At 67.9% G+C, this 25,711-nt stretch carries 26 protein-coding genes; 5 read left to right on the top strand and 21 right to left on the bottom strand.

Annotated features, from left to right (window positions below; translation table 11 throughout):
• Positions 1–331: 331 nt before the first annotated feature.
• From OG804_RS01125 to OG804_RS01135, 3 genes are all read right to left on the bottom strand, one after another.
• Complete coding sequence (locus OG804_RS01125; RefSeq protein WP_328392916.1) at positions 332–859, bottom strand: hypothetical protein; 528 nt, start codon at positions 857–859, stop codon at positions 332–334.
• Between the two features lie 116 nt (positions 860–975).
• The gene (locus tag OG804_RS01130; protein ID WP_328392918.1) at positions 976–2,469 is read right to left on the bottom strand and encodes an NAD(P)/FAD-dependent oxidoreductase; all 1,494 of its coding nucleotides are present in this window, start codon (positions 2,467–2,469) and stop codon (positions 976–978) included.
• Positions 2,470–2,961: 492 nt separating this feature from the next.
• Positions 2,962–4,053, bottom strand: a complete 1,092-nt coding sequence (locus OG804_RS01135) for a hypothetical protein (protein WP_328392920.1) — start codon at positions 4,051–4,053, stop codon at positions 2,962–2,964.
• A gap of 446 nt (positions 4,054–4,499) precedes the next feature.
• Here OG804_RS01135 and OG804_RS01140 point away from each other — a divergent pair, with 446 nt between their 5' ends.
• Together OG804_RS01140 and OG804_RS01145 are read left to right on the top strand one after the other, a co-directional pair.
• A complete protein-coding gene (locus tag OG804_RS01140; protein WP_328392922.1) occupies positions 4,500–5,132 on the top strand; it encodes a hypothetical protein in 633 nt (210 codons plus the stop codon).
• A gap of 74 nt (positions 5,133–5,206) precedes the next feature.
• On the top strand, positions 5,207–5,635 hold the full coding sequence (locus OG804_RS01145) for a hypothetical protein (RefSeq protein WP_328392924.1): 429 nt from the start codon (positions 5,207–5,209) through the stop codon (positions 5,633–5,635).
• Between the two features lie 66 nt (positions 5,636–5,701).
• Here the strand turns inward: OG804_RS01145 and OG804_RS01150 are convergent, their stop codons facing one another.
• Together OG804_RS01150 and OG804_RS01155 are read right to left on the bottom strand one after the other, a co-directional pair.
• The gene (locus tag OG804_RS01150) at positions 5,702–6,598 is read right to left on the bottom strand and encodes a serine hydrolase (RefSeq protein WP_328392926.1); all 897 of its coding nucleotides are present in this window, start codon (positions 6,596–6,598) and stop codon (positions 5,702–5,704) included.
• Positions 6,595–7,470 (bottom strand): LysR family transcriptional regulator, encoded by an 876-nt coding sequence (locus OG804_RS01155; RefSeq protein WP_328392928.1) that lies wholly within the window; start codon positions 7,468–7,470, stop codon positions 6,595–6,597. The genes OG804_RS01150 and OG804_RS01155 overlap by 4 nt, the downstream gene beginning before the upstream one ends.
• Positions 7,471–7,633: 163 nt before the next feature.
• On the opposite strand from OG804_RS01155, the gene bla reads away from it, so the two are divergent.
• Both bla and OG804_RS01165 read left to right on the top strand, forming a co-directional pair.
• On the top strand, positions 7,634–8,581 hold the full coding sequence (bla, locus tag OG804_RS01160; RefSeq protein WP_328392930.1) for a class A beta-lactamase: 948 nt from the start codon (positions 7,634–7,636) through the stop codon (positions 8,579–8,581).
• 88 nt (positions 8,582–8,669) lie between these two features.
• Positions 8,670–8,996, top strand: a complete 327-nt coding sequence (locus OG804_RS01165) for a hypothetical protein (protein WP_328392932.1) — start codon at positions 8,670–8,672, stop codon at positions 8,994–8,996.
• Positions 8,997–9,009: 13 nt separating this feature from the next.
• Here OG804_RS01165 and OG804_RS01170 read toward each other — a convergent pair whose 3' ends face one another.
• From OG804_RS01170 to OG804_RS01210, 9 genes are all read right to left on the bottom strand, one after another.
• Entirely contained in the window at positions 9,010–9,144 is a 135-nt protein-coding gene (locus OG804_RS01170; protein WP_328392934.1) for a hypothetical protein, read from the bottom strand.
• A gap of 82 nt (positions 9,145–9,226) precedes the next feature.
• Positions 9,227–9,871 (bottom strand): pentapeptide repeat-containing protein, encoded by a 645-nt coding sequence (locus tag OG804_RS01175; RefSeq protein ID WP_328392936.1) that lies wholly within the window; start codon positions 9,869–9,871, stop codon positions 9,227–9,229.
• 80 nt (positions 9,872–9,951) lie between these two features.
• Complete coding sequence (locus OG804_RS01180; protein WP_328392938.1) at positions 9,952–11,262, bottom strand: LLM class flavin-dependent oxidoreductase; 1,311 nt, start codon at positions 11,260–11,262, stop codon at positions 9,952–9,954.
• Between the two features lie 5 nt (positions 11,263–11,267).
• The gene (locus OG804_RS01185) at positions 11,268–12,521 is read right to left on the bottom strand and encodes an acyl-CoA dehydrogenase (protein WP_328392940.1); all 1,254 of its coding nucleotides are present in this window, start codon (positions 12,519–12,521) and stop codon (positions 11,268–11,270) included.
• A 31-nt stretch (positions 12,522–12,552) separates the two neighbouring features.
• The gene (locus tag OG804_RS01190; protein ID WP_328392942.1) at positions 12,553–13,611 is read right to left on the bottom strand and encodes a hypothetical protein; all 1,059 of its coding nucleotides are present in this window, start codon (positions 13,609–13,611) and stop codon (positions 12,553–12,555) included.
• Positions 13,608–15,365 (bottom strand): ABC transporter ATP-binding protein, encoded by a 1,758-nt coding sequence (locus tag OG804_RS01195; RefSeq protein ID WP_328392944.1) that lies wholly within the window; start codon positions 15,363–15,365, stop codon positions 13,608–13,610. The genes OG804_RS01190 and OG804_RS01195 overlap by 4 nt, the downstream gene beginning before the upstream one ends.
• Positions 15,362–16,234: an ABC transporter permease gene (locus tag OG804_RS01200; RefSeq protein WP_328392946.1), complete on the bottom strand. Its 873-nt coding sequence runs from the start codon at positions 16,232–16,234 to the stop codon at positions 15,362–15,364. Before OG804_RS01200 ends, OG804_RS01195 begins: the two co-directional genes overlap by 4 nt.
• A complete protein-coding gene (locus OG804_RS01205; protein ID WP_328392948.1) occupies positions 16,234–17,187 on the bottom strand; it encodes an ABC transporter permease in 954 nt (317 codons plus the stop codon). The genes OG804_RS01200 and OG804_RS01205 overlap by 1 nt, the downstream gene beginning before the upstream one ends.
• Entirely contained in the window at positions 17,184–18,761 is a 1,578-nt protein-coding gene (locus tag OG804_RS01210) for an ABC transporter substrate-binding protein (RefSeq protein ID WP_328392950.1), read from the bottom strand. Before OG804_RS01210 ends, OG804_RS01205 begins: the two co-directional genes overlap by 4 nt.
• A 182-nt stretch (positions 18,762–18,943) precedes the next feature.
• Between OG804_RS01210 and OG804_RS01215 the strand changes: the two genes are divergently transcribed.
• Positions 18,944–19,417 (top strand): hypothetical protein, encoded by a 474-nt coding sequence (locus OG804_RS01215; RefSeq protein ID WP_328392952.1) that lies wholly within the window; start codon positions 18,944–18,946, stop codon positions 19,415–19,417.
• Positions 19,418–19,523: 106 nt separating this feature from the next.
• Here the strand turns inward: OG804_RS01215 and OG804_RS01220 are convergent, their stop codons facing one another.
• The 7 genes from OG804_RS01220 to OG804_RS01250 form a co-directional block, all read right to left on the bottom strand.
• Positions 19,524–19,712, bottom strand: coding sequence for a YegP family protein (locus tag OG804_RS01220; RefSeq protein ID WP_328392954.1), 189 nt, complete (start codon positions 19,710–19,712; stop codon positions 19,524–19,526).
• 376 nt (positions 19,713–20,088) lie between these two features.
• The gene (locus tag OG804_RS01225) at positions 20,089–20,451 is read right to left on the bottom strand and encodes an MmcQ/YjbR family DNA-binding protein (RefSeq protein ID WP_328392956.1); all 363 of its coding nucleotides are present in this window, start codon (positions 20,449–20,451) and stop codon (positions 20,089–20,091) included.
• Between the two features lie 60 nt (positions 20,452–20,511).
• Positions 20,512–20,976 (bottom strand): RidA family protein, encoded by a 465-nt coding sequence (locus tag OG804_RS01230; RefSeq protein ID WP_328392957.1) that lies wholly within the window; start codon positions 20,974–20,976, stop codon positions 20,512–20,514.
• 97 nt (positions 20,977–21,073) lie between these two features.
• Entirely contained in the window at positions 21,074–22,723 is a 1,650-nt protein-coding gene (locus tag OG804_RS01235; RefSeq protein WP_328392959.1) for an aminopeptidase P family N-terminal domain-containing protein, read from the bottom strand.
• Positions 22,724–22,770: 47 nt separating this feature from the next.
• Positions 22,771–23,550, bottom strand: coding sequence for an ABC transporter ATP-binding protein (locus tag OG804_RS01240; RefSeq protein ID WP_328392961.1), 780 nt, complete (start codon positions 23,548–23,550; stop codon positions 22,771–22,773).
• Positions 23,551–23,569: 19 nt separating this feature from the next.
• A complete protein-coding gene (locus tag OG804_RS01245) occupies positions 23,570–24,622 on the bottom strand; it encodes an ABC transporter substrate-binding protein (protein WP_328392963.1) in 1,053 nt (350 codons plus the stop codon).
• The gene (locus OG804_RS01250; RefSeq protein ID WP_328392965.1) at positions 24,619–25,470 is read right to left on the bottom strand and encodes an ABC transporter permease; all 852 of its coding nucleotides are present in this window, start codon (positions 25,468–25,470) and stop codon (positions 24,619–24,621) included. Before OG804_RS01250 ends, OG804_RS01245 begins: the two co-directional genes overlap by 4 nt.
• Between the last annotated feature and the right edge of the window lie 241 nt (positions 25,471–25,711).

Genomic DNA, 25,711 nt, shown 5'->3' on the forward strand with positions numbered 1-25,711 from the left:
GATATCGGCGGGGATGGTCGTACCGGGTGTTCACGCAGGTGTCGATAGTCCGACGGATGGCGAAAGTCCGTACGATTCACCCCGGACCATATTCACCACAGTGATCGGTCTGGACCATGAAATCGCAACAGCGACATCCTGTTTCATTCTTGCCTCTCCTCAGCTCGGACCAGAACTATAGTCCGCGTTATGAAGATCGCAATTCCTGGGTGGTAACTGACGGGACGACAATCCCGACCAGCTACCTCCGCATGCCGTGCCGCGGCCCGCGTCGCCGCGGCCTCGCGCCGCCGTCGGCGGGGGAGGCGCCCGGCCCTGGCCTCGCCGGCGCTCAGGACCAGGGGACGGGCCCGCCGGAGGGGACCGGCTCGTCGTCCCAGGTCCGGAATCGAGTGGGTTCGCAATGGTCCGGCGAGACGATATCGGGGTTGAACGATTCCCGTATGTAACACAGCGGCCGATGATCGAGCGTCATGATGTACGCGCGGGCCGCGCACATCCTGCCGTCCGGCCAGCGCGCCAGATCCGCCCGGAGAACTCGTCGCTGCTGGCGGGCCCCTCGTGCCATCAGGCTGCGCCCGATCGGCGTCCGCTGGTCATCGACCCCGTAGTCGGCGGCACGGCCGCGCGTGGCGACCACGAGGTTGACCGACACGGTCAGCTCCTCGTGCACCAGCGCCGATCTGCGGACCAGGACGCGATCGTGCCCGGACACCTTCAGCACTCCGGCGACTGTCGGGGTCAGCCGAGAGGCCTGCGTATCGTGCTGCTGGAGTACCCGGATGTCGAGATCGGTGTGGACCAGCGCTTCCAGTGCCGGCGTCGTGTAGCCGATATGCGCCAGCAAGGACCGGGTCACGGGATTCCGGAACCCCGAGCCGTCCGGGGGCAACCCGGACGGCTCGGGCAGCGGGGGCGCCGCTGTCACCGCGACCCCCGCGCGTTACCGCACATGAAACTCTCCGGATCCGTCGTTCAGCCCGCGGCCGCGCCTTCCGCGGTGATCGGAGGTCGGACCGGGCGGACCACCGCGGCCTTCTCGGCTTCGGTGCGGAGGTCGGAGGTCAGACCCAGGGGTGTGGTGGTGATACGCAGATCGCCCATCGTCGTATCGGCGCCCAGCGGGTCGCGCCAGAGGTCCCAGACCGGAGCCATATCGATCGAGCCCATGTACTCGGTGTTCGCGTTGTCCGCGAAATCGGCGCGGTACCCGTCGGCCTCGTCGAAGATCGTCACGGTAGCGGTCCGCGTCTGGGCGCCCGACGATTCCTCCACGTCGGTCAACCCGGCCATGATCCTGGTGAACGACTGTGCGGGACTGTCGGCTTCGTGTTCCTCGGTGAGGGTGGCCGCGTGCTGGAAATACTCCTGCGAGCCGACGTAGTCCTTGTACATGCGCGAGACCAGGCTCAGGAACCGCTCGTACGCCCGGCGGTACACGTATTCGTGGAACGCCAGGGCCTGGCTCTCGTCCATCTCTCCCCGCAGATAGGTCGCGATGGACGCGGCCGCGGTGAGGCCACCGAAGGTGGACAGGTGCACGCCGGTGGACAGCAGCGGGTCGAGGAACAGCGCGGAGTCGCCGACCAGGGCGTAGCCCGGGCCGCACAGGCGGTCGGCGACATACGAGTAGTCCTGTTCGGCACGCACATCCGCGATCTGTTCCGCGCCGACGAGCAACTCCTGCAGTTCCGGGGTCTCACCGATGATGGCGTGGTAGTACGCCTCCCGGGATCCGTGGGCGCGAACACGTTCGGCGGCGACCTTGGTGGACACCACATAACCGACACTGAACTTCCCGCCGGCCAGCGGGATGTGCCAGAACCAGCCGCCCTCGGGCGTGGACACGACATTGATCGCGCCCTCGGGGCTGTCCGGATGCAGATGTGCGCCGGTCCAGTACGACCAGATGCCGATATTGCGGAAACCGTCGTGGACCCGGCGCATATTGAAGTGCTTGGCGAGAATCCCGGCGCGCCCGGAGGCGTCGACCAGGAAATCGCACTCTGTCGTGCGTACGGCGCTGTCACCGGCCAGCGTCCACTCCACCGCGTTCGGGCGGCCCTCGTCGTTGAAGACGACGCGTTTCACGGTGGCCTGCTCGATCACCTCGGTTCCCTGCTCCGCGGCGTTGTCCAGCAAGATCTTGTCGAACTCGGCGCGGTCGACCTGCCACGACCACGCCTCGGCGTCGACGAGTGCCGCCCAGTTCAACAGCCACGGGTCGTCCTTCCATAGGAAGTACGCGCCCCGTTTCACCTGGAACCCGTGCGCGGCGACCTTGTCGTATGCGCCGGACAGCCGCAGGGTCGAAAGAACCGACGCCAACAGGGATTCGCCGATGTGGTAGCGCGGGAACGATTCCTTCTCCAGGAGAGTTACGCGGATCCCCGCGCGGGCGAGAAGGGCCGCGGTGGTGGATCCGGCCGGACCTCCACCGATAACCAGAACATGAGGATCGTGCGCCATAGCTGACTCCTGGAATAGCTGAACGGACCATGAGGTCCGCCACCGGCGGTCGGGCCGACCGGGCCCATGGACCCGAAATCGCGATGCCGCTGGTGGTTTCGAACAGAGTGGCGCCGGGAAAAGTGTAGCAACGAACGCACGATTGCGCCTGCAAGTGCACTATGCACGTGCACGGACGATGAGGCGCGTCCTGATGTGCGCGCACTCGACCGTCGATTGCATGCCTGCCCGGCGGAGGCGGAACAACGGCCTGGTAGAAGGTGTTTCAGATCAGCAGTCGAACGGCGGGCGCGGGACCGAACCAGTCGGTACGCCGCGCCGCCGCATCACTCGGCACTGTGGAAGACGTGTGGCCGGGCCCGACCGGACCCGGCGGCGTCGTTCTCGGCAATTCGCTGGCGCTCGGGTGTGGTGGCCGGCCGGGCGGACACACCTTCAGGTCGACGGCCGGCCGAACGGCGTAGTGCCCGCGCCGAATACCGTGCAGGAGAGTCAGCTCCGGCTGTCGTCCTGCGCCCGGGCGAGAGACAGAATGGTCTCGGCGCCCTGCTCGGCCTCCGTGGCGCTGTTCCGGCCGAAGCCGCACGCGGCGGCCACACCGTAGGCGGCGGCGCCGCTGGCCTTTTCGAAAAGGGTGAGCGCCGCCGCGCTCGCCGCAGGTTCTCCGGTGGAGGCCACGCCCGCGATCACTCGCCATTCGGGTCCGAGCTTGCGCAACGGCGCGTAGAACTCCGGGTCGACCGGTGCGGGATGGGCGCCGTACGCGCACGGGATATGGACCAGAGGTACGGGCACGCCGCGCTGTACGAGGCGGCGGCCGGTCTGGTCCAGCAGAGCGACGGCCGGCGCCAGATTCCGCGGGCTGAGCAGGCTCTTGTGCTGATAATCGCCGTAGCACAAATGCACGATCGTCTCGGTGTCGATGCCGTGATCGCGGTCGACTTCGTGCACCTTCTCCAGGAACCCGGCCAGTTGTCCGGCGACCACCGGCGCCAGCGCCCACAACGCCCCGAGTTGCTGGGCCTTGACCATGCTCAGCAGTGAAATCGGTGATTCCACCTGCCATACGATCAGGTCGCCGTGCCGGCGGCGCACTTCGCGCATCTCCTCCAGCGCGGCCTCCGTGAACGCCGGCAGCTGTCGCAATGCCGCGAGCACCAGATTCGACCGTCGGACCGCGAGGCCGACCGGAAGTCCCCCGGCCACCGCACCGCCCGCGAAGACGAACATCGCGAGATCCAGGGGATGGGGCTGACTGAGCTGGAGCTTCGCCTCCGCCAATTCCGGCCGGTCCCGCCGCAACGATTCGAAGGCCGTCACCACCTCGCTGATCCGGTCGATCCGATCCATCGAGATATCGCTCGCCTCGAGCCTCCGGCCGGCCCGCACCCCGTAGGTGGGAAAGTCGGCGTAGCCGGCGAAAGCGCCGGGGCGCAGCACTTCGAGGGCGTCGGTACGGCTGCCGAGCTCCCGGAGGTAGGCGACGATCCAGTCGGGGTCGAGATCGCACGGCAACGCGGTGACGGGATGGCCCGCGGTGTGTGTGGCGAACCAATCCAGGACGGCCCGGTCGCCTCCTGTCATCAGTTCTGGGGGGAGGCTACCTACAAAATGCGCGTACCTGGTCATGCATCACTCTTCTGTCGCCCGGCTGGATGACGACCGGCTCAGCGCCGGTCACCCGACGGGAGCCTACACACGGTGGTCTGAAAATGATGCGGCACAACTTGTTTCACTCCCGCTGGGTGAGAGCATGCTGCTCGCGCCGTCGATGTGCGCGATCTCCGGACGGGGTGCACGGATCGGGCCGATCTGTTCCCGACGGAGCCCGCCGGGTGCGCCGCGGTGCGGGATCCTTCCCGGGTACGTCGGCTCGAATAAGGCTGATCGGCGGCCCGATCCGCTGGCGGAACGCGAGCACCGGGCGAGGCGTGCCTCCCCAGGAATGGGTACGGGCCCGGTGGGAAAAGTCCCGCCCGATACGGATACTCGGTGTCGGCCGCCCGACGCTGCCGCCTCGAGGGGGATCGGTGAGTTCCGAATACGGCACCCGTGAAGTGGTGGATCTGATCGTCGAACTCGGCCTCGTCGATTCGGCGGTGGCGGCGGAGTCGCTGGCTCCCTATGAACTCGACCAGCCCCTGAGCTACTTCGGTCGTACCGTCCCGCGTGCCGTCTGTGGTCTGCTCGGTGAGCTGGGGATTCGATACACCCTGGACTACAAGACGTTTCGCGGAATCGAGGACGCCGACGACGAAGAGCGCTCGGCCTGGTATCGCGACGAGCTGGAGGCCATCGCCGCCTGTGCCCGGGGTGCGGTGACGATCACCGAGGTGCGGCTGGTCGAGGGCGACGAGGACGAATGGGACCTCCGATTCGACTGGAACGGTGACACCCACGTGTGGTCGGTCTGCCCCGGCGACGCGGAGGAGGCGCTGGAGGCCGCCCTGACCTTCGCCACCTATCTGCCCGGAATGACCGCCCACCCGGTCGGAGTCTTCTGTGCGGTGGATCCGCCGGACGAGGACTACAGCGGTGAAGCGGTGTTCGGTGATCCGGACGCGCTCAATGCATTGGGCGCTCGTTTCGGGCTCGAGTTCATCGGTCCCCGATTCCGGGCTCCCGAAGCGGGTAGCGAAACCGGTCCCTCGCCCGTCGGATAACAGATCTGATCCCGTGCCGGGATTTCGTGCGAGACGCTCGAATTGCGCGCTGCCTTGTGCCAGGATCGGCCTCCATGAATGCCTCGAGTCTGCTGCGGTGCGCGGTCGTGGCGACACTGCTCATGGTGTCGCCGAGTTGTAGCGCGGTCGCCGATTCTCCGGACGCGCCGGTGGAGCTCGGCGCCGAATTCACGCTGGCCGCCGGTGCCTCCGCGGATCTCGACCAGGACCGGATGACCGTCTTGTTCGCCGAAGTGCCGGAGGACAGCCGGTGCCCGGAGGGCACGGCATGCATGTGGGCGGGCGACGCGACGATAGTGGCCGAGGTGACCGTCGGGGCGCAGCGCTCCCGCCAGGAACTCCATAGCAACCGGAGATTCGCCACGGGCGCGACCGTCGGCGGCTACCGGATCGAACTGGTGGCCGTCCACCCGTCGCCGCCGGCGGGCGGCAGGGTTCCCGCGGCGGACTATCGAGTGGACCTGCTGGTGACCCGGGCGTGACCGGGTGACGACGAGCCCGTTTGTCCGCGCCGCCCGCGACGTCGCCCCGCCGGGCGGCGGCATGCCTCACTCGGCGGGCAGCGCCCGGCGCAGTTCGGTGACCGCTATCCGGGCGGCTTCGGCGATCGCGGCGTCCACGGCGGGCAAGGTGGGGTCGGCGCGGGCGGCCCGGGTGAAAACCGCTACCGCGACCGGATACTCGTCCGGAAACTCGACGACGGCGACCTCGTTGCGGATGATGCCGATGGTGCCGGTCTTCCCGGCCACCCGCACGCCGCGGTGCGGGAACCCGGCGGCGATCCGGTGCGGCCACACCTGGCGGCGCATGACCGCGCGAGCGAAATCCGTCTGCTCACCCGACACCACCAGGCCGCACCAGAGTGCGGACAGCAGCCGCGTCATCTCCTCCGGTGTCGTCGCACTCGTATACGCGGGATCGTAGGCGGAGACGGTCCACGCCTCGTCGTTGTCGGCCAGCGCGGCGAACGCCTCGGCCGTATCGTGAGTGTCGGTGTCCTGCACCAGGCTGCGCTGGATATCGGCGGTGCCGCCGACCAGCCGGGTTTGCTCGAGCCCCAACGATGCCAGAAGTTCGTGCACTGCGGCGAGCCCGATCTCGCCCAGCAGCAGATCCGCGGTCGCGTTATCGGAGACCGTCATCATCGAGGTCGCGAGATCACGGCGGCTCATGGTGACCGGGTCGTGCAGCGCCGAGATCCCGGTCGGCCCGGGCGTGCAGTCGGCCGGAGTGAGAGTGAGCCGGGCGAGCGGGTCGAGGCGGCCGTCGTCCACGGCCCGGCAGTACGCGAGGAGCAGCGGCAGCTTGTACACCGATGCCGTGACCACCCGCTCGGTCCCGCCGATCGACACCTGCTCGGTGCTGTCGTCGCAGCGCCGGGCGTGCAGCCGGCCGGTGCAGCCGGCGTCGGCGAATACCGCGCGAATCCGGTCGGCGGCGGTCATTGCAGGCGTTCCCGGTAGAGAACCCCGTCCAGGGCGTTCGCCTGGTCCTCGGCGCCGGCTCGGTGGATCACCCGGCAGCGCAACGCCACTGCTTGCGGAGCCATGCGCAACCAGGCGACGCCCGGGATATCGGACGGCGGGGTGGTGGTCAGCCCGAAGCTGGTCCCGGCGGCGACCGCGGCCAGCACCGCGCGGTCGTCGTGGACGGTGACCGTCGGCGCGTCGAGGCCGCGTTCGCGCAACAGATCCCGGACCGTATCGGAGGCCGGGGGATTCGCGGCGCGCGGGTACGCGGCGTAGGTGAGGTCGGTCAGCATCGGGAACACGGGGCGTTCGGTGGCGGCGCTGCGATGATCGGCCGGGACGACGACCCAGCGGGGCAGTTTCACCACCGGCCGGGCCTCCACGCCGTCCACCAGCGCCGGATGCTCGATGACCGCCAGATCGCACAGCCCGGACCGGACCGCCGCCACCAGATCCACCGTCGTGCCCATATCGGTGGATACGGCCTCGCCGGAGGTGTTTCCGGTACGCAGGACGGTGACACACGCGGTGACGATCCGGTCGGGGAGGGCGGAGGTGGCGCCCCAGTGCACCGTGCCGCGGGTGCGGGCGATCCGCTGCGCTTCGGCCAGCAGTCGCTCCGCGTCGTCGACCAGTAGCCGGGCCCGGGGCAGCAGCTGCCGGCCGGCCGCCGTGAGCACCGCGCCCTGCCGGGTGCGGTGGAGCAGTTCGACGCCGAGCCGGTCCTCCAGTCGCCGCAGGCCCTGGGACAGCGGCGGCTGGGTCATATCCAGGATGGTGGCGGCCCGCCCGAAATGGCCTTCGTCGGCGATGGCGACGAAGTAGCCGAGATGGCGGATCAGGTCCATAGCGATATTGAACCAGCCGCGTGCGACACCCCCGCCGAACAGCGGAATTATGGGCCGATCCGAGCAGCTAAACACACGCTCAACTGCAGTTATATCGAATATGAATGATATGCGGGAGTGTCGGATATTGGCGGCCGGTGGCGGGGCGGTGTCTGCTGCGGGGGTGAAACCGAACCGATCCGCGTATCGCGTCCCGTCGCGCCGGCGTGCACTGGCGATCGTTCTGGTAGCGGCCGCGTTGTCCGCCGCCGGCTGCGGGGGCGCGGACACCGGGGCGCCGGCCGGTCCCGTCGCGGGCACCACACCGGACACCACGGACCTGAGCAACACGCTGATGGCGCTCGAGGCGAAGTACAACGTGCTGTTCGGGATCGCCGCCGTCGATACGCGGGGCGGGCGGACATTCGAATGGAACGCCGGTGAGCGATACGCGATGTGCTCGACCTTCACGGTGTACGCGGTCGCCGCCGTCCTGCGGCTCGCCGAACGCGGCGAGCTGGACCTGAACGACAAGGTGCCGATAACCCGGCAGGACATCGTGGTGAATTCGCCGGTCACCAGCGATAACGTCGGCGAGGTCATGAGCTACTACGAGCTGAGCCGGGCGGCTCTGGTGCGCAGCGACAATACGGCGGGCAACCTGCTGTTGCGCCGGCTCGGCGGCCCCGGTGCCGTCACGGAATTCGCGCGATCGATCGGCGACGCGCAGACCCGGCTGGACCGCTGGGAACCCGAACTCGACGAGGCGTTGCCCGCCGATCCACGCGACACCACCACCGCGGCGGCGTTCGCCGGCGGCTATCAGAAGTTGATCCTCGGAAATGCGCTGGCCGTCGACTATCGGCGCATGCTGACGAGTTGGATGCGGTCGAGCGTCACCTCGCGGGAACGGATGCGCCGGGGTCTGCCGGTCGGGTGGGTGGCGGCGGACAAGACCGGTAGCGGCGCCTACGGCACGGCCAACGACGCGGGCGTGGTGTGGAGCCCCACCGGAACGTCGATCGCGCTGGTGATCTTCAGCCGTTCGACCACGGGCTATCCGATGGCCGCGGGCGCCGACCCGGCCGTGGCCGACGCGGCGGCCGCGGTGCTCGGGACCATGTCGCAGTGAGCGCGCGATGATTCGGTGCTGTATTCGCGGACGCCGCCGGATCGTGGTAGATCAGTAGCCTATGTTTCTCAGGTCCGATTTCGCCCTCGTGTCAGCGACTGCGTCCCGGGATCAGGTTGCCGACCTGATCCGATCGCTGGGTACGGGGAGATACTCGATCGCCATTCTCGGCAGTACGAACCAGGTGTACATCCAGACCGTGTACCTCCCGGACAACCGGGATTCCTATTCCCCGGGCGCCGCGGAGTTCGCTCTCGAATTCCGGGACGGCGACGCCGGCCGGCACTACGTGACACCCGACACGGACCGGGATACCGTGCTGAATGCCTTTCTCGCCTATTTCGACCAGGACGATCGCTGGCGGACCACGCTCGACTGGGCGCTCGATACGCAGTACGAGAAACTTTCGGGCTGACGATCCAGTGGTGTCACCCGTCCGTGGACGGTGACCGGTTCGCGAACCGCAGGACTACGCGTTCGGTGGCCGGCCGGGCAAGGCAGGCGAGTACCCGGCCGGATGCGATGTCGTGCTCGGTGACCGCCGACAGCGGGTCGGCATCCATCTCGACGTGTCCGTGCGATGAGGAAGTCGCCGCGACGGTGGCGCGCGCCGTCACCCGCACACCGGGGTAACGAGCCCCGGGTCTACTCGGGTTCGACGAGCAAACCGACCGACGCGGCGAAGGCCGGTGCGAGATCGAGCAATTGATCCGGGGTGACGATCGCGCCACGCAGCGCGCCGACCCCGTCGGCGACCCGCAGCGCCTCCGCGCCCCGGAAGTCCACCTTCGTCAATCGTGCGTCCCGGACCACGAGCGCCGAGATCTCCGAGCCGGGAAAGTCGACCTCGTTCAGTTTCGCGCCTCCGAGATCGACGTGCCGGAGCACACAATCCACGAACCGGACCTTGGTCAGGACCGCGCCCCGGAAGTTGACCGAATCGAGTTTGCAGTTGTGGAACACCACCCGGCGCAACTCCGCTCGGCTCGCCTCGACGCCCGACCAGGCGCCCTCGACGATCTCGGCGTCCAGCCAGGCCGCGTCGGACATCTCGGTACCGGTGATCCGGACCCCGTGCAGCCAGACCTCGCTGAACCGCGCGCCGCGTAACGAGCCGCCGTCCCACCGCACCGACTGGAAGGCGCATTGGTCGAACACGGTGTGGCGAGCGTCCGGGTCGGTCAGATCCACGTCGTCGAATCGGACGCAGTCGTACTCTCCCTCGACGTCCACCGCACCGGCCGGTTCCAGCAGGTTCGCGAACGGCAGGTCGGTCAGTTCCCGCGGCATGGCACCCTCACGAGCTCGCAATCGGCATTCGGCGCGTTTCCGCCCGCGACGCTACACCGCTGGGCGCCCGCGCCCGCGACTCACGGTCGTATCGCGGTGATCGCCGGCGCGCTGGTCGGGTGGGCCGCGGCGAAATTGCCCCGGAGCGTGGTCGACTCGTACTCCTCGCGGTACAGCCCCCGGGCGCGCAGCAGCGGTATCACCTCGTCGGCGATCACCTCCAGGCTGTCCAGCAGGACATCGGGCTGCAGATTGAATCCATCGCAGGCGTACTCGCGGTACCACTGCTCGATCCGGTCGGCCAGCTGTTCCGGAGTCCCGACGAAACCGCCGTGCCCGGAGCCGGAGTAGCGCGTCTGGCGCAGGTATTCCCGGACGGTGGGCCGAGTCTGGCGGATCTGCTCGAGGATGGATTCGCGGAAACCGATACTGCCGGTGAAGATATCCGGGTCGGCGGGGCCGCGCAGTACCGCGGCCGGGAACGGTTCGTCCAGTTCCAGCGTGCTGACGTCGACGCCGATCGCATGCGACAACCAGGCGGCCGCGTACACACTCGGGCTCGACTCGTACAGGTCGTCCACGCGCCGCCGCGCCTCTTCCTCGGTGGAACCGAGGGTCAGCAACAGGCCGGGCATGATGGCGACATCGCTGGGATCGCGTCCGGCGCGCACCGCGCCGTCCTTCACCGTCCGGTAGTGCTCTCGGGCTGTCTCGAGCGTGATCTCGGCGGTGAAGACGCCGTCGGCGTACCGCGACGCGATATCCCGGCCGCCCGGCGAGCCTCCGGCCTGGAACAGCACGGGCAGGCCCTGCGGCGAGGCCGGGGCGCGGAATTCGTCGTCGTAATGGAAATGCTTGCCGTGATGGGTGACTCGCGTTCCGGTTCCGGCCGCCGACCACAGCGCGCGCGCCAATTCGGCGAACTCGGCGCCCCGCTCGTAGCGCTGACCGCGCGGCACCACGCGTTCGAGCCCGAAGTTCGCCGCCGAGCGGTCGTCGCGGGTCGTCACCAGATTCCAGCCCGCGCGGCCGTTCGATACGTGGTCCAGGGTCAGGATCCGGGCGGCGAGGTCCACCGGATCGTTGAAGGTCGTGGAGGCGGTGGCGATGAGACCGACGTGTTCGGTGGCCCGGGCGATATGAGCCCAGACGACGAACGGATCGAGCCGGATGGGATTGGCGTCATAGGCGGGATCGCCCAGGCCCAGCGCGTCGGCGAGGAAGACCGCGTCGAGGTGGGCACGTTCGGCGAGTCGGCCGACCTGCTCCCAGTAGTGCGCGGTGAGGAAATCCCGGGCGCCGAACAGCGGGGTTCGCCAGGCCGCCGGGATATAGCCGTAGACCAGCACATTCACACCGAGCAGGACATGACCGGGGCGCGGTTCGGGCACGACTCTCACGCCCCCTGGCCCTGCGGGCGCAGGAAGGAGTTCGAACCGCCCGGCGGCGGGGTGCCGTTGACGTAGTAGTCGCCGAGCACCCGCTCCTTGAACACCCGGGGATTGTGCGAGGCGAGCGTGCGGGCATTGCGCCAGTGCCGGTCGAGACCCGCGGACACGGCGGTCGCCGAGGCGCCGAGGGCGTCGAACACCGTGGTGGTGATCTCGAGCGCGGCCTCGATGACGACCGATTGCGCCTCATGGGTGCGCACCGTCGCCGCGACGAGCGCTTTCTCTTCGGCCTGTTCGTCACCCCGGATATGGGCGTGTGCCACCACATCCAGCGTCGCGGACTGTTTCTCCAGGGCGGCCTCGGCCTGGAACACCCGGGTGGCGAGCAACCCGATGCGTTGCTGGAGCAGAGCGTCCTGCGCCGGAACCTCGTTCGTGCCCAGCGGATAATTGCGGGGCCGTCGGTGCAGTGCCGCGGCGCCGTCCCGGAATGTCGCCCGGGCGATGCCGACCAGAACGGACAGCAGGGCCGTCTGATAGAAGAGCCCCTGGTAGGCGAAGCGCTCTTCCGCCGGGAAGATGCCGTGTTCGTCGACCACCGCGTCGCGGTACCGCGCGGATCCGCTGGCGGTGGTCTGCTGCCCGAAACCCTCCCAATCGTCGGTCAGTGTGACGCCCGGCTGTTCGCGCGCGACGAGCGCGGTGATCAGCCGATCGTTCTCGTCGCGTCCGATCACATCGAGCCAGTCGGCGTAGAGACTGCCGGTCGCGTAATACTTTTCGCCGGTCAGCCGGGTGATTCCGCCGGCCGTGCTGATCCGGGTGCCGATATCGCCGAATTTCGCGTTGTTGGCCTCGGTCCAGCCGCCCCCGACGAACTCGCCGCGCCGGAAACGGTCCAACCAGATCTCGGTGGCGGGATGATCCGGGGAGTTGAGCCGGTCCTCGACGAACGCGAGATGGTTGCGGAAGATATGGGCGACATTGGGATCGGCCGCACCGAGGTCGGCGAGCAACAGGAAGACCTGCTGCAGGGTCGCGCCGTCACCACCCAGCGTCCGGGGGATCCGCAACCGCGAGAACCCCGCGTCCACCAGCAGCCGGACCTGGTCGAACGGGAACTCGCGCGCCCGTTCCCGAGCGGCGTTGCCCGCGGCGATCCGGTCGAAGAGCGGCCCGTATTTCGCGGCGAGAGTGTCGTAGTCGGCGTCCGGGTGTGCCAGCAGCGACCTCAGATCGGCCGATGTGGGGGCTGCCATGGGGTGATCCCTTCGGTAAGTGGGCGCGCGGTCAGCGATAGACCCGCGTGGAGGGCGCGCTGAACGCCGGCGCGGCGGTGGTCAACAGATCAGTGGGGGGTGGCAGTCCGAGCGCGTCCCGCAGGGTTGCGCCGCCGGGATCCGCCGCATCGGGAAAGCGCGACAGCAGGTCGACGCCCAGCAGGTGCGCGGCGGTATCGGCGGGGACGCCGCCGCCCGTGGTGCGCAACAGGAGTCCGTGGGCGCCGGCCGCGAGAAGTCCGGCGGCAGCTTCGAGATCGCCGGCCGACGCCTCGGCCAGGACGCGTGCGCGGCCCGGCGGCTGATCGATCGTGGCGCTGACGATCTCGCTGGTCGGCAACCCGCCCAGGACGGTGAAATCGCCGAAATCGGGGTCGCCTGCTCCGCCGTTCGCGCCGGCGCCGTACCAGCCCAGTACCGGCGTGCCCTGGTCCGAGGTCGGAATGCTCAGCGGTCCTGCCGTTTTCGTGACCCCCTGATGGTCGACCCGCCGGATTCGGTCGGAGTGCACCAGGATGCCGGATTCCTTGTCCCCGACAATGCTGTCGAGTGGCCAGCTCTGCCACAGTCCGACGAGGGCCCGCGCGGTGTCGGCCGCGGTCTCCGGACCGAGGTCGGCTTCCCCGCCGAGACCCGCTCCGCTCCACGCGTTCGTGGTGCGTCCCCGCGGATCACGGCTGCCGAGCAGCACACCGGACCGGCCCCGAGTGAGGTGGTCCAGGGACAGTGCGCGGCGGGCGAGGTTGTACGGAAGATCGATATGGGCACTCGCGGCGATGACGACCGCGGGGCCGCCGTGCGCCGCCAGCGCGGTGGCCAGCACACTGGGATCGAGATCGCCGGCGGCCGGAGTGAGTTCCGCACCGGCGCCGGCGAGCCGATCGATCCCGATCACGACGAACGCGGCGCGATACCGCGCCCACGCCGAAAGCAGCGCCGGGTCGCCGATGATCGCGGCGGCCTCCGCGGTGGTCAGTGCCGAAGCGATGGTGGCCGAAGCGATGGTGGCCGAAGCGATGGTGGCCGAAGCGACGGTGGGAGCGCCGGCGCCGGAATCGGGGTTTGTCATGGAAGTTGTGCTTTCCTGATGCCGAGATCGGCCTCGAGCAGGGCCCGGGTCGCGGGGGAACGCGCGGTGTCGTAGAGGTGTTCGGTCGCGAATTCGTCGACCAGCCGCCCGCCGGACATCACGCCGATGCGGTCGCTGACCCATTCCACGAGACCGAGATCGTGACCGATGAACACACAGGTGAGATTCAGTCGCTCCCGTAGTTCGAGTAGTAGGTCGATGATCTCGGCCTGGGTGGAGACGTCCAGCGACGAAGTCGGTTCGTCGAGAATGAGCAGTTCGGGCTCGAGCGCGAGCGCGCGCGCCATGCCGACCCGCTGGGCCTGGCCGCCGGAGAGGGCGTGCGGATAACGGTCGGCGAACGCGGTGGGCAACCCGACCAGTTCGAGAGCCCGCGCGACCGCGTCGGCCACCGCCTTCCGGTCGTGCGCCCGGCCGAACCGCCGCAGTGGGCGGGCGATCTGTTCACCGACGCGGATGCCGGGATTGAGCGAGCCGACGGGGTCCTGGAACACGTATTGCAGGCGCGACCGCAGCGCGCGCAACGCCGCGGGCCGGGCGCCGACGAGCCGGTTGCCGTCGAATACGACCGAACCGGCGGTGGCGGGTAGCAGCCCGCCCATCACGCGTCCGAGCGTGGACTTACCGGATCCGGACGGCCCGATCAGCCCGTAGATCTCGCCCCGCCGTACCGTGAGCGAGATATCGTCCACCGCCGGCAGTTCGCGCTTGGCGAGTCCGGTGCCGAAACCGCCGACGGTGAACCGCTTGCCGGCCGACTCCAGTCGTAGCAACGGTTCGTGAGTGTCGTCCGGTGTGGTCGGCACGAGTTCGCCCCGCTCCGGATCGGCCGCCGACAACCGCCGTGCCCCCTGCCAGTGGGGGAGGGCCGCCCGCTTGCCCAGCCGCGGTACCGCGTCGAGCAAACGGCGGGTGTAGGGATGATCCGGTGTGGTGAGCACGGTGTCACGCGCCCCCTGTTCCACGATCCGGCCCCGCTGGAGCACGACGACGGTGTCGGCCATATGGGCGACCACGTCGAAGTCGTGGGTGATCAGCAGCAGCGCGGACCCCGTGGCGCGGGTGACATCGCGCAGCAGATCGAGGATCTGCCGTTGCACCACGGTATCGAGCGCGGTGGTGGGTTCGTCGGCGATCAGCACGACGGGTTCGGCCAGCGCGGCCAGCGCCAGCGCGACCCGCTGCCGCATTCCACCACTGAGTTCGTGCGGGTACGCGGCCAGTACCCGCTCCGGGACGTCGAATCCGACCTTGGCGAGCCATTCCGCCGCCAGCTCGCGGCGCGCGGCCCGCGAGGTGTCCGGGCGGTGCCGGGCGAGGACCTCGTCGAGCTGGGCGGCGATGCGGTGCGCGGGATCCAGTGCGCCCAGCGGGTTCTGGAACACCATGCCGATACCCGAGCCGCGGTAGGCGGCGAGCCGGCGCTCCGGTAGCGCGGTGAGGTCGACCGACGGCGCTGTCCCGCGGCGGAATCGCACCGATCCGCCGGTGACGCGGGCGGCCTGTGGAAGCAGACCGATGATCGCGGCGGCGGTGAGGCTCTTCCCGGAGCCGGATTCCCCCACCAGGGCGAGGACCTCCCCGGCGTTCAGGGCGAAGGAGATCCCGGACACGGTCGCGGTCCCGGCCGCGTCTCCAGGGAAGGCGATGCCGAGATCCTCGACCTCGAGGACCGGCGCGGCCGGCGCCACGGACTGTTCTTCGCGGATTTCCCGTGTGGAGAGCGTGGTCATCGTCGGATCCCTCGGGTGCGCGGACTCGTCAGGTCGTGCAGGCCGTCGCCGAGCCAGTTGAAGGCCAGCGCGACGAGCACGACGGTGACGCCCGGTATCACCGCCACGTACATATGTCCGGAGAGCACCACTTTGGCCCCGGAGGCGATCATCTGACCCCAGTCGGGGGTGGGGGGTTGGACGCCGATTCCCACCGCGCTCAGGCTCGCGGAGAACACCACCATGCTGGCCACCAGGCCGGTGCCGTAGACGACGATCTGACCGGTGACGTTGGGCAGCACCTCCCGCACCATCAGCGACCAGCGGGTCGCGCCGAGCGCCGTGGCGGCCTCCACGTACTCCCGCCGCGTATGTTGCTTGACCTCGGTGAACATCACTCGCGTCACATAAGGAACGACATGGAACACGATCGCCACGATCACGACGCCCGGCCCGGGGCTCAGCAGCGCGGCCAGCGCGACGGCGACGAGGATCACCGGGAAGGCGAACAGCATGTCCACCAGCCGCATGACCACGCCGCTCACCTTGGGACCCGCGAAACCGGCGAGCAGCGCCGCGACCGCTCCGACGACGGTGGCGCCGGCCACCGAGAGAACAGCCAGCAGCAATGAGGTCCGGCCACCCCACAGGAGCCGGCTCAGCAGATCCCGGCCCAGATCATCGGTGCCGAACAGGTGCCCGGCGCTGCCCGGTGGCAGGAATTTGGCGGACGGATCGGTGGCCACCGGGTCGTACGGTGCGAGCAGCGGTGCGAGCAGAGAGACCAGCACGACGGCGCCGATGAGAACGGCGGCCGCGACCAACTGCGCGTTGTGCCGACGGGCGGCGGCGGATCCGGTGATCGAGACGCGGGGGAGCGCGAGAACCATCACGCCCCCCGCAGCCGCGGATCGAGCGCGTCGACGATCACATCGGTGACCAGGTTGACCAGCAGATAGCACAGTGCCACCAGCACGATTCCGCCCTGGATCACCGGATAGTCCTTGCCGTTGACGGCATTGACGAGCTGCGTGCCGATTCCGGGCCAGTTGAAGACGATCTCGACGAAGAACACGCCGGTGATCAGAGTGCCGATCTCCAGGCCGGTGACATTGACGATGCTCGGTGCGATATTGCGGAAGATGTTGCGGCCGTAGATCGTCCGCAGTGGGACGCCCTGCGAGCGGAAGGTGCGGACGTAGTCGGTCTCCGCTTCCCGGATCACGCCGATCCGGACGAAGCGGGCCAGCACCAGCATGGAGATCAACGCGGCCGAGACCGCGGGCAGGACCAGATGTTCGAGCAGGTCGGCGAATCCGCCGCCGCCGCGCGACTGCATACCGCCGACCGGGAGCCAGCCCAGCTGCAATGAGAACACGCTGATCAGCACGAGCCCGAACCAGTACACGGACAGATTGCTGCCGACCTGGGCCAGCAGCATCACCGCGCGATCGATCCAGGTCCCGTGGAAGATACCGGCGATCGCACCGATCAGCGTGCCGAACACCACGCAGACCAGGGCCCCCGCCACGGTGAGTATCAGCGTGTTGAGGAAGGGCGGCACGAGCATGTCGAACACGGGTGTGCCCAGGGTGAGCGACAGCCCGCCGCCGTCGGCCGCGAGGTTCTTCAACCAGACGAAATACTGTTCCCAGAGCGGTCGATCGAGACCGTAGGTCGTGCGCAGCTCGTCGAGTTGTTCGGGGGTGAACCGCGACGCGAACTGGGCTTCCACCGGATCGCCCGGGGTCAGCACGCCGAGCAGGAACGCCAGGATCGATACCAGGAACAGGATGGGCAGCACGTTGAGGACGCGGAACCCGATATGACGAAGTTGCCTCATCGGGAGCCCGACAGCCAGACCGGGGACAGGTCGTACCAGTTGGTGGACGCGTAGACGAAACCTTCCACATTGGGGCCGGTCGCGTAGTAGCGGTTCAGATTGACCGCCGGGATCACCAGCGCGTTCGTGCGGAGTTTCTCCTCGGCCTGCTGCCACAGCCGGATTCGCGTATCCGGGTCGGTGGTGTGCAGCGCGGTGTCGATGGCCGCCGTCACGTCGGGATACTTCGCCGGGTCGAGCCCCCGATTCTTCAGGCCGTTGTACCCGTTGTGCAGCCATTCGGCATTCGTCTCGCCGAACTCATCGATGCTCAGACCGTCACCGGGCTGGGGGTGGTAGACCCGCGCCGAGTAGTTGACCCGGTCCAGGCTCACGACGTCCACCTCGACCCCGATCGCCTTCAGATGGGCCTGAAGCCACTGCCCGAGGTTCTCGTTGGCCACATCGATGACCAGATTGAAGCGGAGTTCGCCCGGATCGTAACCGGCCTCGGCGAGCAGTCGCCGGGCGCGATCGGGGTCGTAGTCGAAATCGCGGGCCGCCGGATCGTAGGCCTCGTTGCCGGGCGGGAGGAACGAATACTGCGGTGACGCGAAGCCGTTGTAGACCTCTTTCGCCAACGCTTCGCGGTCGAGGCCGTGGATGAGCGCCCGGCGGACCCGATCGTCCTCGAATACCGGATTGTGGCGATTGAAGGAGAAATACACCAGTTCGGCGGCGGTGCCCTCGGGGACGTTGAAACCGGCGTTCTCGAGCGTTTCGACATCGTCGGGCGGGACGTAGCTGATCAGGTCGACTTCGCCGTTGAGCAGGGAGGCCACGCGGGTCTGATTGTTGGGGATGACGCGGAAGGTCAAGGTATCCAGGCGGGGACGCGGACCCCAGTAGTCCGGATTGCGTTGCAGGACGATCCGGTCGCCGATCGCGCGGGAGGCGAATCGGTACGGCCCCGTGCCTTCGGGATGCTGGGCGAATCCGTCGTTGCCGTACTTCTCCCAGACCGCCGGATTCCCGACCGGCAGCGTGTACATCGACTGGGCGAGGATGCGCGGGAAACCGAGGAAGGGTTTGTCGAATTCGAAGGTGTAGCTGTGGTCGCCGGTGGGCCGGGCGGCGCGCAGGTTGTCGAACCACACCTTCACCCGGCCGGCGCTCTCCTCGTCGAAGAATTCGTAGGAGCGGTCCCACACCCGCCGGACGTTCTTGTGCAGCGCGGCCGCGTCGAACGGTGAGCCGTCGTGGAAGGTGACTCCGTCGCGCAGCTGGAACGTCCAGACCCGCCCGTCATCGCTGTGCTCCCACTCGGTGGCGAGGACGGGAACCAGTCCGGGAACGCCGGAATCGGTGGTCAGGTCCTCACCGACGAGGGGTTCGAAGATATTGCGCGAGACCCGGTAGGTCTCCCAGTACACCTGCCGGTGCGGATCCAGCCCGCGCGGTTCCAGGTACAGGCCGGTGACGAACTCGCCACCGTCCACCGGCAGGCCCGCGTCGTTCCCGCCGGAGCATCCGGTGAGAAGCAGCACGGCGGCGATCCCGGCCGCGATGATCGCCTTGCGCTTGTTCCTACGCATCGAGTCGCACACTTTCCGTCAGAAAGAGAAGTCCTCCCACGGCGCAAGGTATCCGGAGCGCGGCCGGCACTCACGGCATGTAATCAGTGTGATTCGTTTTCGGGTGCGCCGACCGGCCGGAGGCCGGTGCAGGCGCGTGAAACGCGCAGGATAGAAGCCGGTGTGCGCCGTAGGGTGGCGTCGTGACGGATACCGATGCCACAGGCTACGACTGTCTATCGGCTCGCCTTATCCCGGAAAGTGAGCTGCGGACGTTCCTGCTGGACTGTTTCGGGATCGGCGCGGGAGAGTTGTTCGTGGGCCGCGACGACCAGGTCGCCGACGCGACGCCGGACATTGCGCAAGACGTCGTATTCTCCGTGTTCTGCACGTACGGAAAGGTTTTCGGCCACTTCGCACTGCGCGTCGCCGTCGGCGTCGAGGGTCGGTTGGCCGACCGGGTCGGTCGCCAGGAGTTCGCCGAACGATTCGCCGCCCACTTCGATACCTGCGTGCTGTACGGCGATACCGAGCCGCCGGGGCTGTGGACGGTGGTCTCGGCGGATGGAAGCCGCATCCGTGCCGCAATGGATGAGGAAGACGACCGGTATGTGCTCTACGCGGCGACAGCGCCGGTGCCGGGCCTACCCGAGGTCCCGGTGGACGAAGGCCTGTGACCGCTCGCGCGACGTCGCCGAGCCCGATGCTGGGACCGGGTCCGCGGTGAACGCTGATGCCGCTCGGGCCGCGCGGGATGAGCCGGCCGAGCGGCCGGGCTCGGGATCAGGCTCTGACGGAGTCGTCGATGACCTCGGCGCCGGGGGCATGGGATCGGACCGAGTCGATGCCCTTCTGCGCCGAGTCCTTGCTGTCATAGGCTTGACTCGCGGCGATGATCTCGCCGTCGCCGGCCTTGAGCCGCCACCGGAACATCCCGGTCGAATCGGTGAACAGTACGAACTTGCCCGCCATGCCTGCCTCCGCTCGCAAAGCTGGATAAAGCCTGGTCGACTGCAGAATACGAGCCACAGGTCTATCCGGTGAGGCAGACACGCGTGCCCACCCCGGGAATCCGGTCCGCCCGCATCGCGGGCCGGCTGGAACACACCACCTGCCGCCCGCTGAATCCCGACGTCGGCATCCGATACCCCGGACAGCGGGACGGTCCACGCCCGTTCACTGTGCCCCGGCGACGGGCTGGGGCCTCGGGATGATCACGCTGGGGGGATGGCCATCGCACACCGCGATTGTGGTCGTCGTCGACGCACTTGCTCGTGGTTCGGGTGCTCGGTGCCGATCCGCTCCGACTGCGGAGCTGCGCGGCATCCGGCGGTGTGTCCGCGGTGATTCACGGCTCGTCGAGCCGGGCGATCAGCGTTTCGGGGGCGATCATCCGGTAGGCGTCGGTGACGATCTCGCCGATCTCTGCCCAGTCGACCGGTACATCCAGGTACACGCCGAGCCAGCCGCGGTGGCCGACATACGGTGGGCGGAAGAAACGATTCGGTTCGGCGGCGACCAGCGCTTCCTGCGCACCCGGCGGGGCGGCGCACCAGAAGCCCAGGCGGTCGTCGTGATGATGATCGGAGTAGGTGACGAACGTCTTCTTGCCGCGCACGAACCAGGTGGGCTCACCGTGGCTGAGCCGCTCGGAGGTCTCCGGCAGGGCCGTGCACAACTCGCGCAATCGGGGCAGCGGGTCCTCGGGCATGCGAGCACGGTAACGCGTAGCAGGCCGCGGCGCCCCCGCGCCGCGGCCTGTCAGGTGGTGCTACGCGCTGCGGACGGCCACCGTGGCGTCGAGTTCCACGAGTGCGCCTTTGGGCAGCACCTGGGTGGGCAGCGCGGTGCGCGCGTGCCGCCCGGCGTCGCCCAGGACGGCGAGCAGTAGTCGCGAGGCCCCCTCGGCTACCGACGGCTGGTCCACGAAATCCGCCGCGCTCGCGACCCAGATGTCGAGCTTGAGCACCTGCGCCACATTGTCGAGGCCGACCGCCTCATCGATGCGCGCCAAGAGGTTGAGCGCGGAGGTCTCGGCCGCGGCCACACCGTCTTCGCGGGTGGCGTTCTCGCCCATCCGGCCGCCCAGGATCTCACCCGTCGCCGTACGCGAGATCTGGCCGGAGACCCACAGCAGGTCTCCCCAGCGAGTGGTCGCCTCGTAGGCGTACTGGGGCGCACCGAGTACGGGTAGTTCGAGGGACAACGCCGCGAGGCGTTCTTTCACTTCGGTCACACTGATTTCCGTTCAACAGCCCGGAAGACGCGGATCATGCGGCTCCGGATATTTGAAACCTGTTCTGCTACAGCGAAAGTGGCGTCACAGGCGATCGTCATCGCTTGCTGAGGATGTAGGTCCGGTCGCGGCCGATGTACCACAGGTCTTCGGTGCCGATGGCCGCGTTGTCGTAGCGCCACGGGATCTCCGCGGCGCCGTACGAGCCGATATCGAGGACATGCTTGTAGCCGGGCCGGAGTTCGTTCGCGAACGACTCCTGCTTGCCCATGAGGTGACCGACATTGCGCTTGCGGTACTCGGTATCGAAATCGACCTCCGTTCCCAGCATCCCGATCTCGACCATCCGATCGAGGTGGGGCGCCAGGTAACGCAGGGTTCCCTCGTGCACGTCTTCGCAGATCACGCCGGGCGCGAGCTGTCCGATGATGCCCTCCCGCACGACATCGAAGAAGAAGCTGTAGGCCTCCTTCGCCGCCGCGGTGCGGGGCAGCGAGCGGGCCATATCCGAGGTGGCGACGATGACCCCGTCGATGACGATGCGCACGCCGGCATCGAGCTGGATGCACGTCGTCTCGTCGTTGATCGGATAGTCGACGGGCGGCCCGGGGAACAGCATCCGGTTCGAGGAGTGCAGGTTGGTGAAGTAGGGCTCGACAGCGAACGGGATCTCGTTGCCCGTGCGGAACTCGTTGATCTTGTCGACGTACACGGCGTAGATGTCCAGCTCGGTGAACGTGCGACCGGCATCGAGTCCGGCCCCCGCCCACGCCAGGGCCTCCTCGATGGCGAAGACGCTGGCCCGAGCCGCGACGACCTGGAAGGCGAGGTCCTCGTGATCGCGGATGTCGCGCCAGTGCGCGAGGTCGCGGGTGACCGGGACCAGTTCGGCTGCCGCGGCCTCGAGCTCGCGGGCCAGGCCGACACTGATCCACTCCTCTTCGACGCCGGTCCGTGGTCCGGTGGCAAGTTCCGCGACCGCGGCGCCCACCGACGGGTACCGGCCGACGACGACACCGGGGGTTTCCGGCGCGTCCCCGGTGGCCAGGACGATCAGCTTCCCGGAATCGGCGAGCCACAGGGCGACCGATCCGTCCGGCTGAGCGAACCCGGTCGCTTCGGTGAAGTTCGGTGGAGCGGCGAGAAGCAGCGCGTCCAGGGAACGCTCCGCGGCCACCGCCCGCAGACCCGAGAACCTGGTGTCCACGGTGGCGGTGAACTCGTCGGCCAGACCCGAGAGGTGCTCGACATCCTCGATCACCTGCCGCGCGGTATCGACACCCGCCTTGCGCCACGCCGCGAACCGCGCGAGGATCTCGTCGAGATCGAGCTCATAGGCGGTGACCGGGGTGGGGTCCTGATCGGCGACGACGAGCTCTACGGAGCCGGCGAGCGCGCGGTAGTGGCTGTAGACGACATCGGCCGCGAGACGCACCGCCGCGCCGTCGGCAAGCTCCTGGACCAGGCTGGTCAGCGACTCCGCGGCGGGAGTGTCGGCGATGATCCGGGGGTCGATCGTCACCCAGGGCGCATAGAACTTGATCTGCTCCTTGGGGACCCCGGCCGACAGCGCGTTGCCTTGTTCCTGCTGGCGCACCAGCAGATACCGCGCTTCATCGGTCTGCGCGATCAGCGGCGCGACGAGCGGGTGGGAATCGAGGCGGATCGCGGAGAAGAGGAGACTCTTGCGCGCGTCCAGCCCGTACATCTGCTCGACCTGCGTGGCGTCGGCGGTGATACTCAGCATTTCTTCCCTCTGGTGTCGAGATTCGGAACGGTTTCGGTTCGGGCGGGTCAGCTGATACCGGTGGTGACTCCGATATGGGATTCGATCTCCGTGACATAGTCGGAGAAGGTGGCGGAGAACCGGTGTTCCTTGCCCCGGGGGCGCGGGAGGTCGACCGCGATATCGGCGACGATCCGGCCTGGCTTGCCGCCCACCACGACCACCCGGTCGCCGAGCCAGACCGCCTCCGGAATGCTGTGCGTCACGAACAGGACGCTGCACCCGGTGTTCTGCCAGATGCGCTGGATCTCGAAGTTCATCGAATCGCGGGTCATGGCGTCGAGCGCGCCGAACGGCTCGTCCATCAGCAGCAGTTCAGGATGGGAGACCAGGGCGCGGCAGATGGCGACCCGCTGCTGCATTCCGCCACTGAGTTCGTAGGAGTACCGTTTCGCGCGATCGCCCAGTCCCACCATCTCCAGCAGTTCCTGGGCATAGCGGCGTGACTCGTCGGTTCGGGTGCCGCGGAACTCCAGGGGCAGGAGCACATTGTCGATATTGTTGCGCCACGGCAGGAGCACCGGGCTCTGGAAAACCATCGCGATATCTTCGAGCCCGTCGCTGATCGGCCGGCCCTTCACCGTGATTTCGCCCGCGGTGGGCTGCTGCAGGCCGGAGATGGTCTTGAGCAATGTGGTCTTACCACTGCCCGACTGTCCGACGATCGAGACGAACTGACCCGGTTTCACCTGGAAGTCCAGGCCCTCGAGCACTGTGTTGTCGTGACCGTCGCGGGAGCGATAGGTCATTCCGACGCCGTTGACCGAGATGGCGTATTCGTTGTTCATGGTGCCCTCCGGCTGACTGTTACGGGGCTTGGATGGTCTCGTCGCGGTGTAATGGCGCGAGATAGGCATTGGTGTAAATGTCTGCGGGCGTGAGACGGCTGTCGGCTTTCAGACCGAGAAACTCTTTCGCCACGTCGAGCAGCTCCTGGACGCCCGCGTCGTCCATGACGCCGAATTGATCCGCGGTGGTGTCGGCACTCCAGTTGAGGGAGCACTGTGCGCGGATCGCGAGCGCGATGGTATCGGTCTCGTAGCCCTGGACTTCCTTCTGGAAGTCTCCCGCCGCTTTCTCCGGGTTCGCACACGACCAGAGGAAACCTTTTTGCATCGCCCGGTTGAAACGCCGCACCTGATCCGGGTCGTTTTTCAGTTTCTCGTCGGAGACGACGATCCCGTTGCCGTAGAGATCGATCCCCAGATCGGACCATTTCAGGACGGCGGCCTCCCGGCCGAGTGCATCGATGGCGGGCTCGTCGGAGACGTACAGGGCGAGATTGGCGTCCCATTGGCCCGCCAGCAGTCCCGGAATCTTCGATCCGCTCGACGCGTGGACGAGATTCACATCGCCGGCGCGCAAGCCGAGTCTGTTCAGGGCGAGCGGCCACATCGCGGTCATCGCACCCGCCCCCTCGGTGGCGAGGGTTTTGCCCCGGAGGTCTTTCCAGTCCCGGATACCGGAGTCCGCGAGACCGACCACCGCGTAGGCGGATCTGGCCTGCAGGAGGTTGACCTGCTTGACCGCGGCGCCCCGGCCCTGGGCGATGATCGTGGTGCCGAAGTCGGCGAATCCGACATCGACCCGCCCGGATTCGACAGAGGTGACCGTATTGGTCGACCCCGACCCCGGCATGATGGTGATATCGAGCCCTTCCTGCCGGAAGAAGCCCTGCTCGACCGCCGCGAAGAACGGCGCGTGCTTCGGCAGGTAGCCGACGTCCATCATGAGGGTCATCGAGTTCGGCCCGCTACCGCTCGAACAGGCCGGCAACAACGCGAGCAGAACAGCCCCGACGATCGCTGCCGCGGCCGTACGCGCCGATTTCCGCATCCGAATCCCTGATCCCGTGCTCATTTCGCGTGGTTCTTCCACGGGACCAGCTTTCGTCCGGCCAGATCGACGAGGAAGAACAACGCCAGCGCGATGGCGGCCAGCACAATGAAGGCCGCGAACATCGAGGGGAGATCTACCTGACTGTTGGCGAGCAGGATGACATATCCCAGCCCTTTCGAGCCGGCGATGAATTCACCGACGACCGCGCCGCCGACCGCGAGCGAGATGGAGATCTTCGCGCCGGAGAAGATCGCGGGGAGTGCGTAGATCAATTCGATCTTCGTCATCTTCTTCCACGACGACGCCTTGTTGATCCGGGCGAGTTCCTGCAATTCGTGGGGAACCGAGCTCAGACCGTCATAGGTGTTGATCACCAGCGGAAAGAAGGCGATCGCCATCGCGACGAACGCCTTCGATTCGAAACCGAAGCCGAACCACACGATGAACAACGGCGCGAGCGCGACCTTGGGAATGGTGTCGATCGCGACGAGTGCCGGGTACAAGAAGCTGCGTACGGTCGCGGAGTAGTGCAGCGCCGCGCCGCACAGGGCGCCGAGTACCGTGCCGAGCGCGAAACCGGCCAGCGCCTCCTGCAAGGTGACGAAGGTGTTGGTCGCGAAGTACTCGGGCCGTTCGATCAGCTCGGCGAAGGCCGACAGCGGTCCGACCAGCAGGAATTCCGGCGGATCGAAAACGCTGACGAGCACCTGCCAGACGGCGAACAGTCCGACGATCCCCGCGACGGCCTTCGCGCCGGTCGCGATCGAGTCGCGACTGGGCATACCCGGCCAGGACACGGTGCGTTCACGGGGGGCGGCGTCAGGGGAGTACGGACGCGCCGCGTCCGTACCGACTTCAGGAATGGCCATGGCAATTGCTCCCATCAACAGGTGTGCCGTGCGTAGTGATCGCGGCGAGACGGAAGTCATCGACAACCTGGCACGAGTACGGACGCCCGCGGAGTCCCGCGGCGGGAAGAGCCGGCCCAGCCGGGCCGCGGTATTGCGGCACGGACGGCGAGCACAATCGAGAGTTCACTGGATCCTCACAGTGTGGAACGGATGCGACCGGGGCCGCGTAGAGACCGGATCGGGTGGGGGCCACGGACGA

Source organism: Nocardia sp. NBC_00416, assembly GCF_036032445.1.
Taxonomy (GTDB): domain Bacteria; phylum Actinomycetota; class Actinomycetes; order Mycobacteriales; family Mycobacteriaceae; genus Nocardia.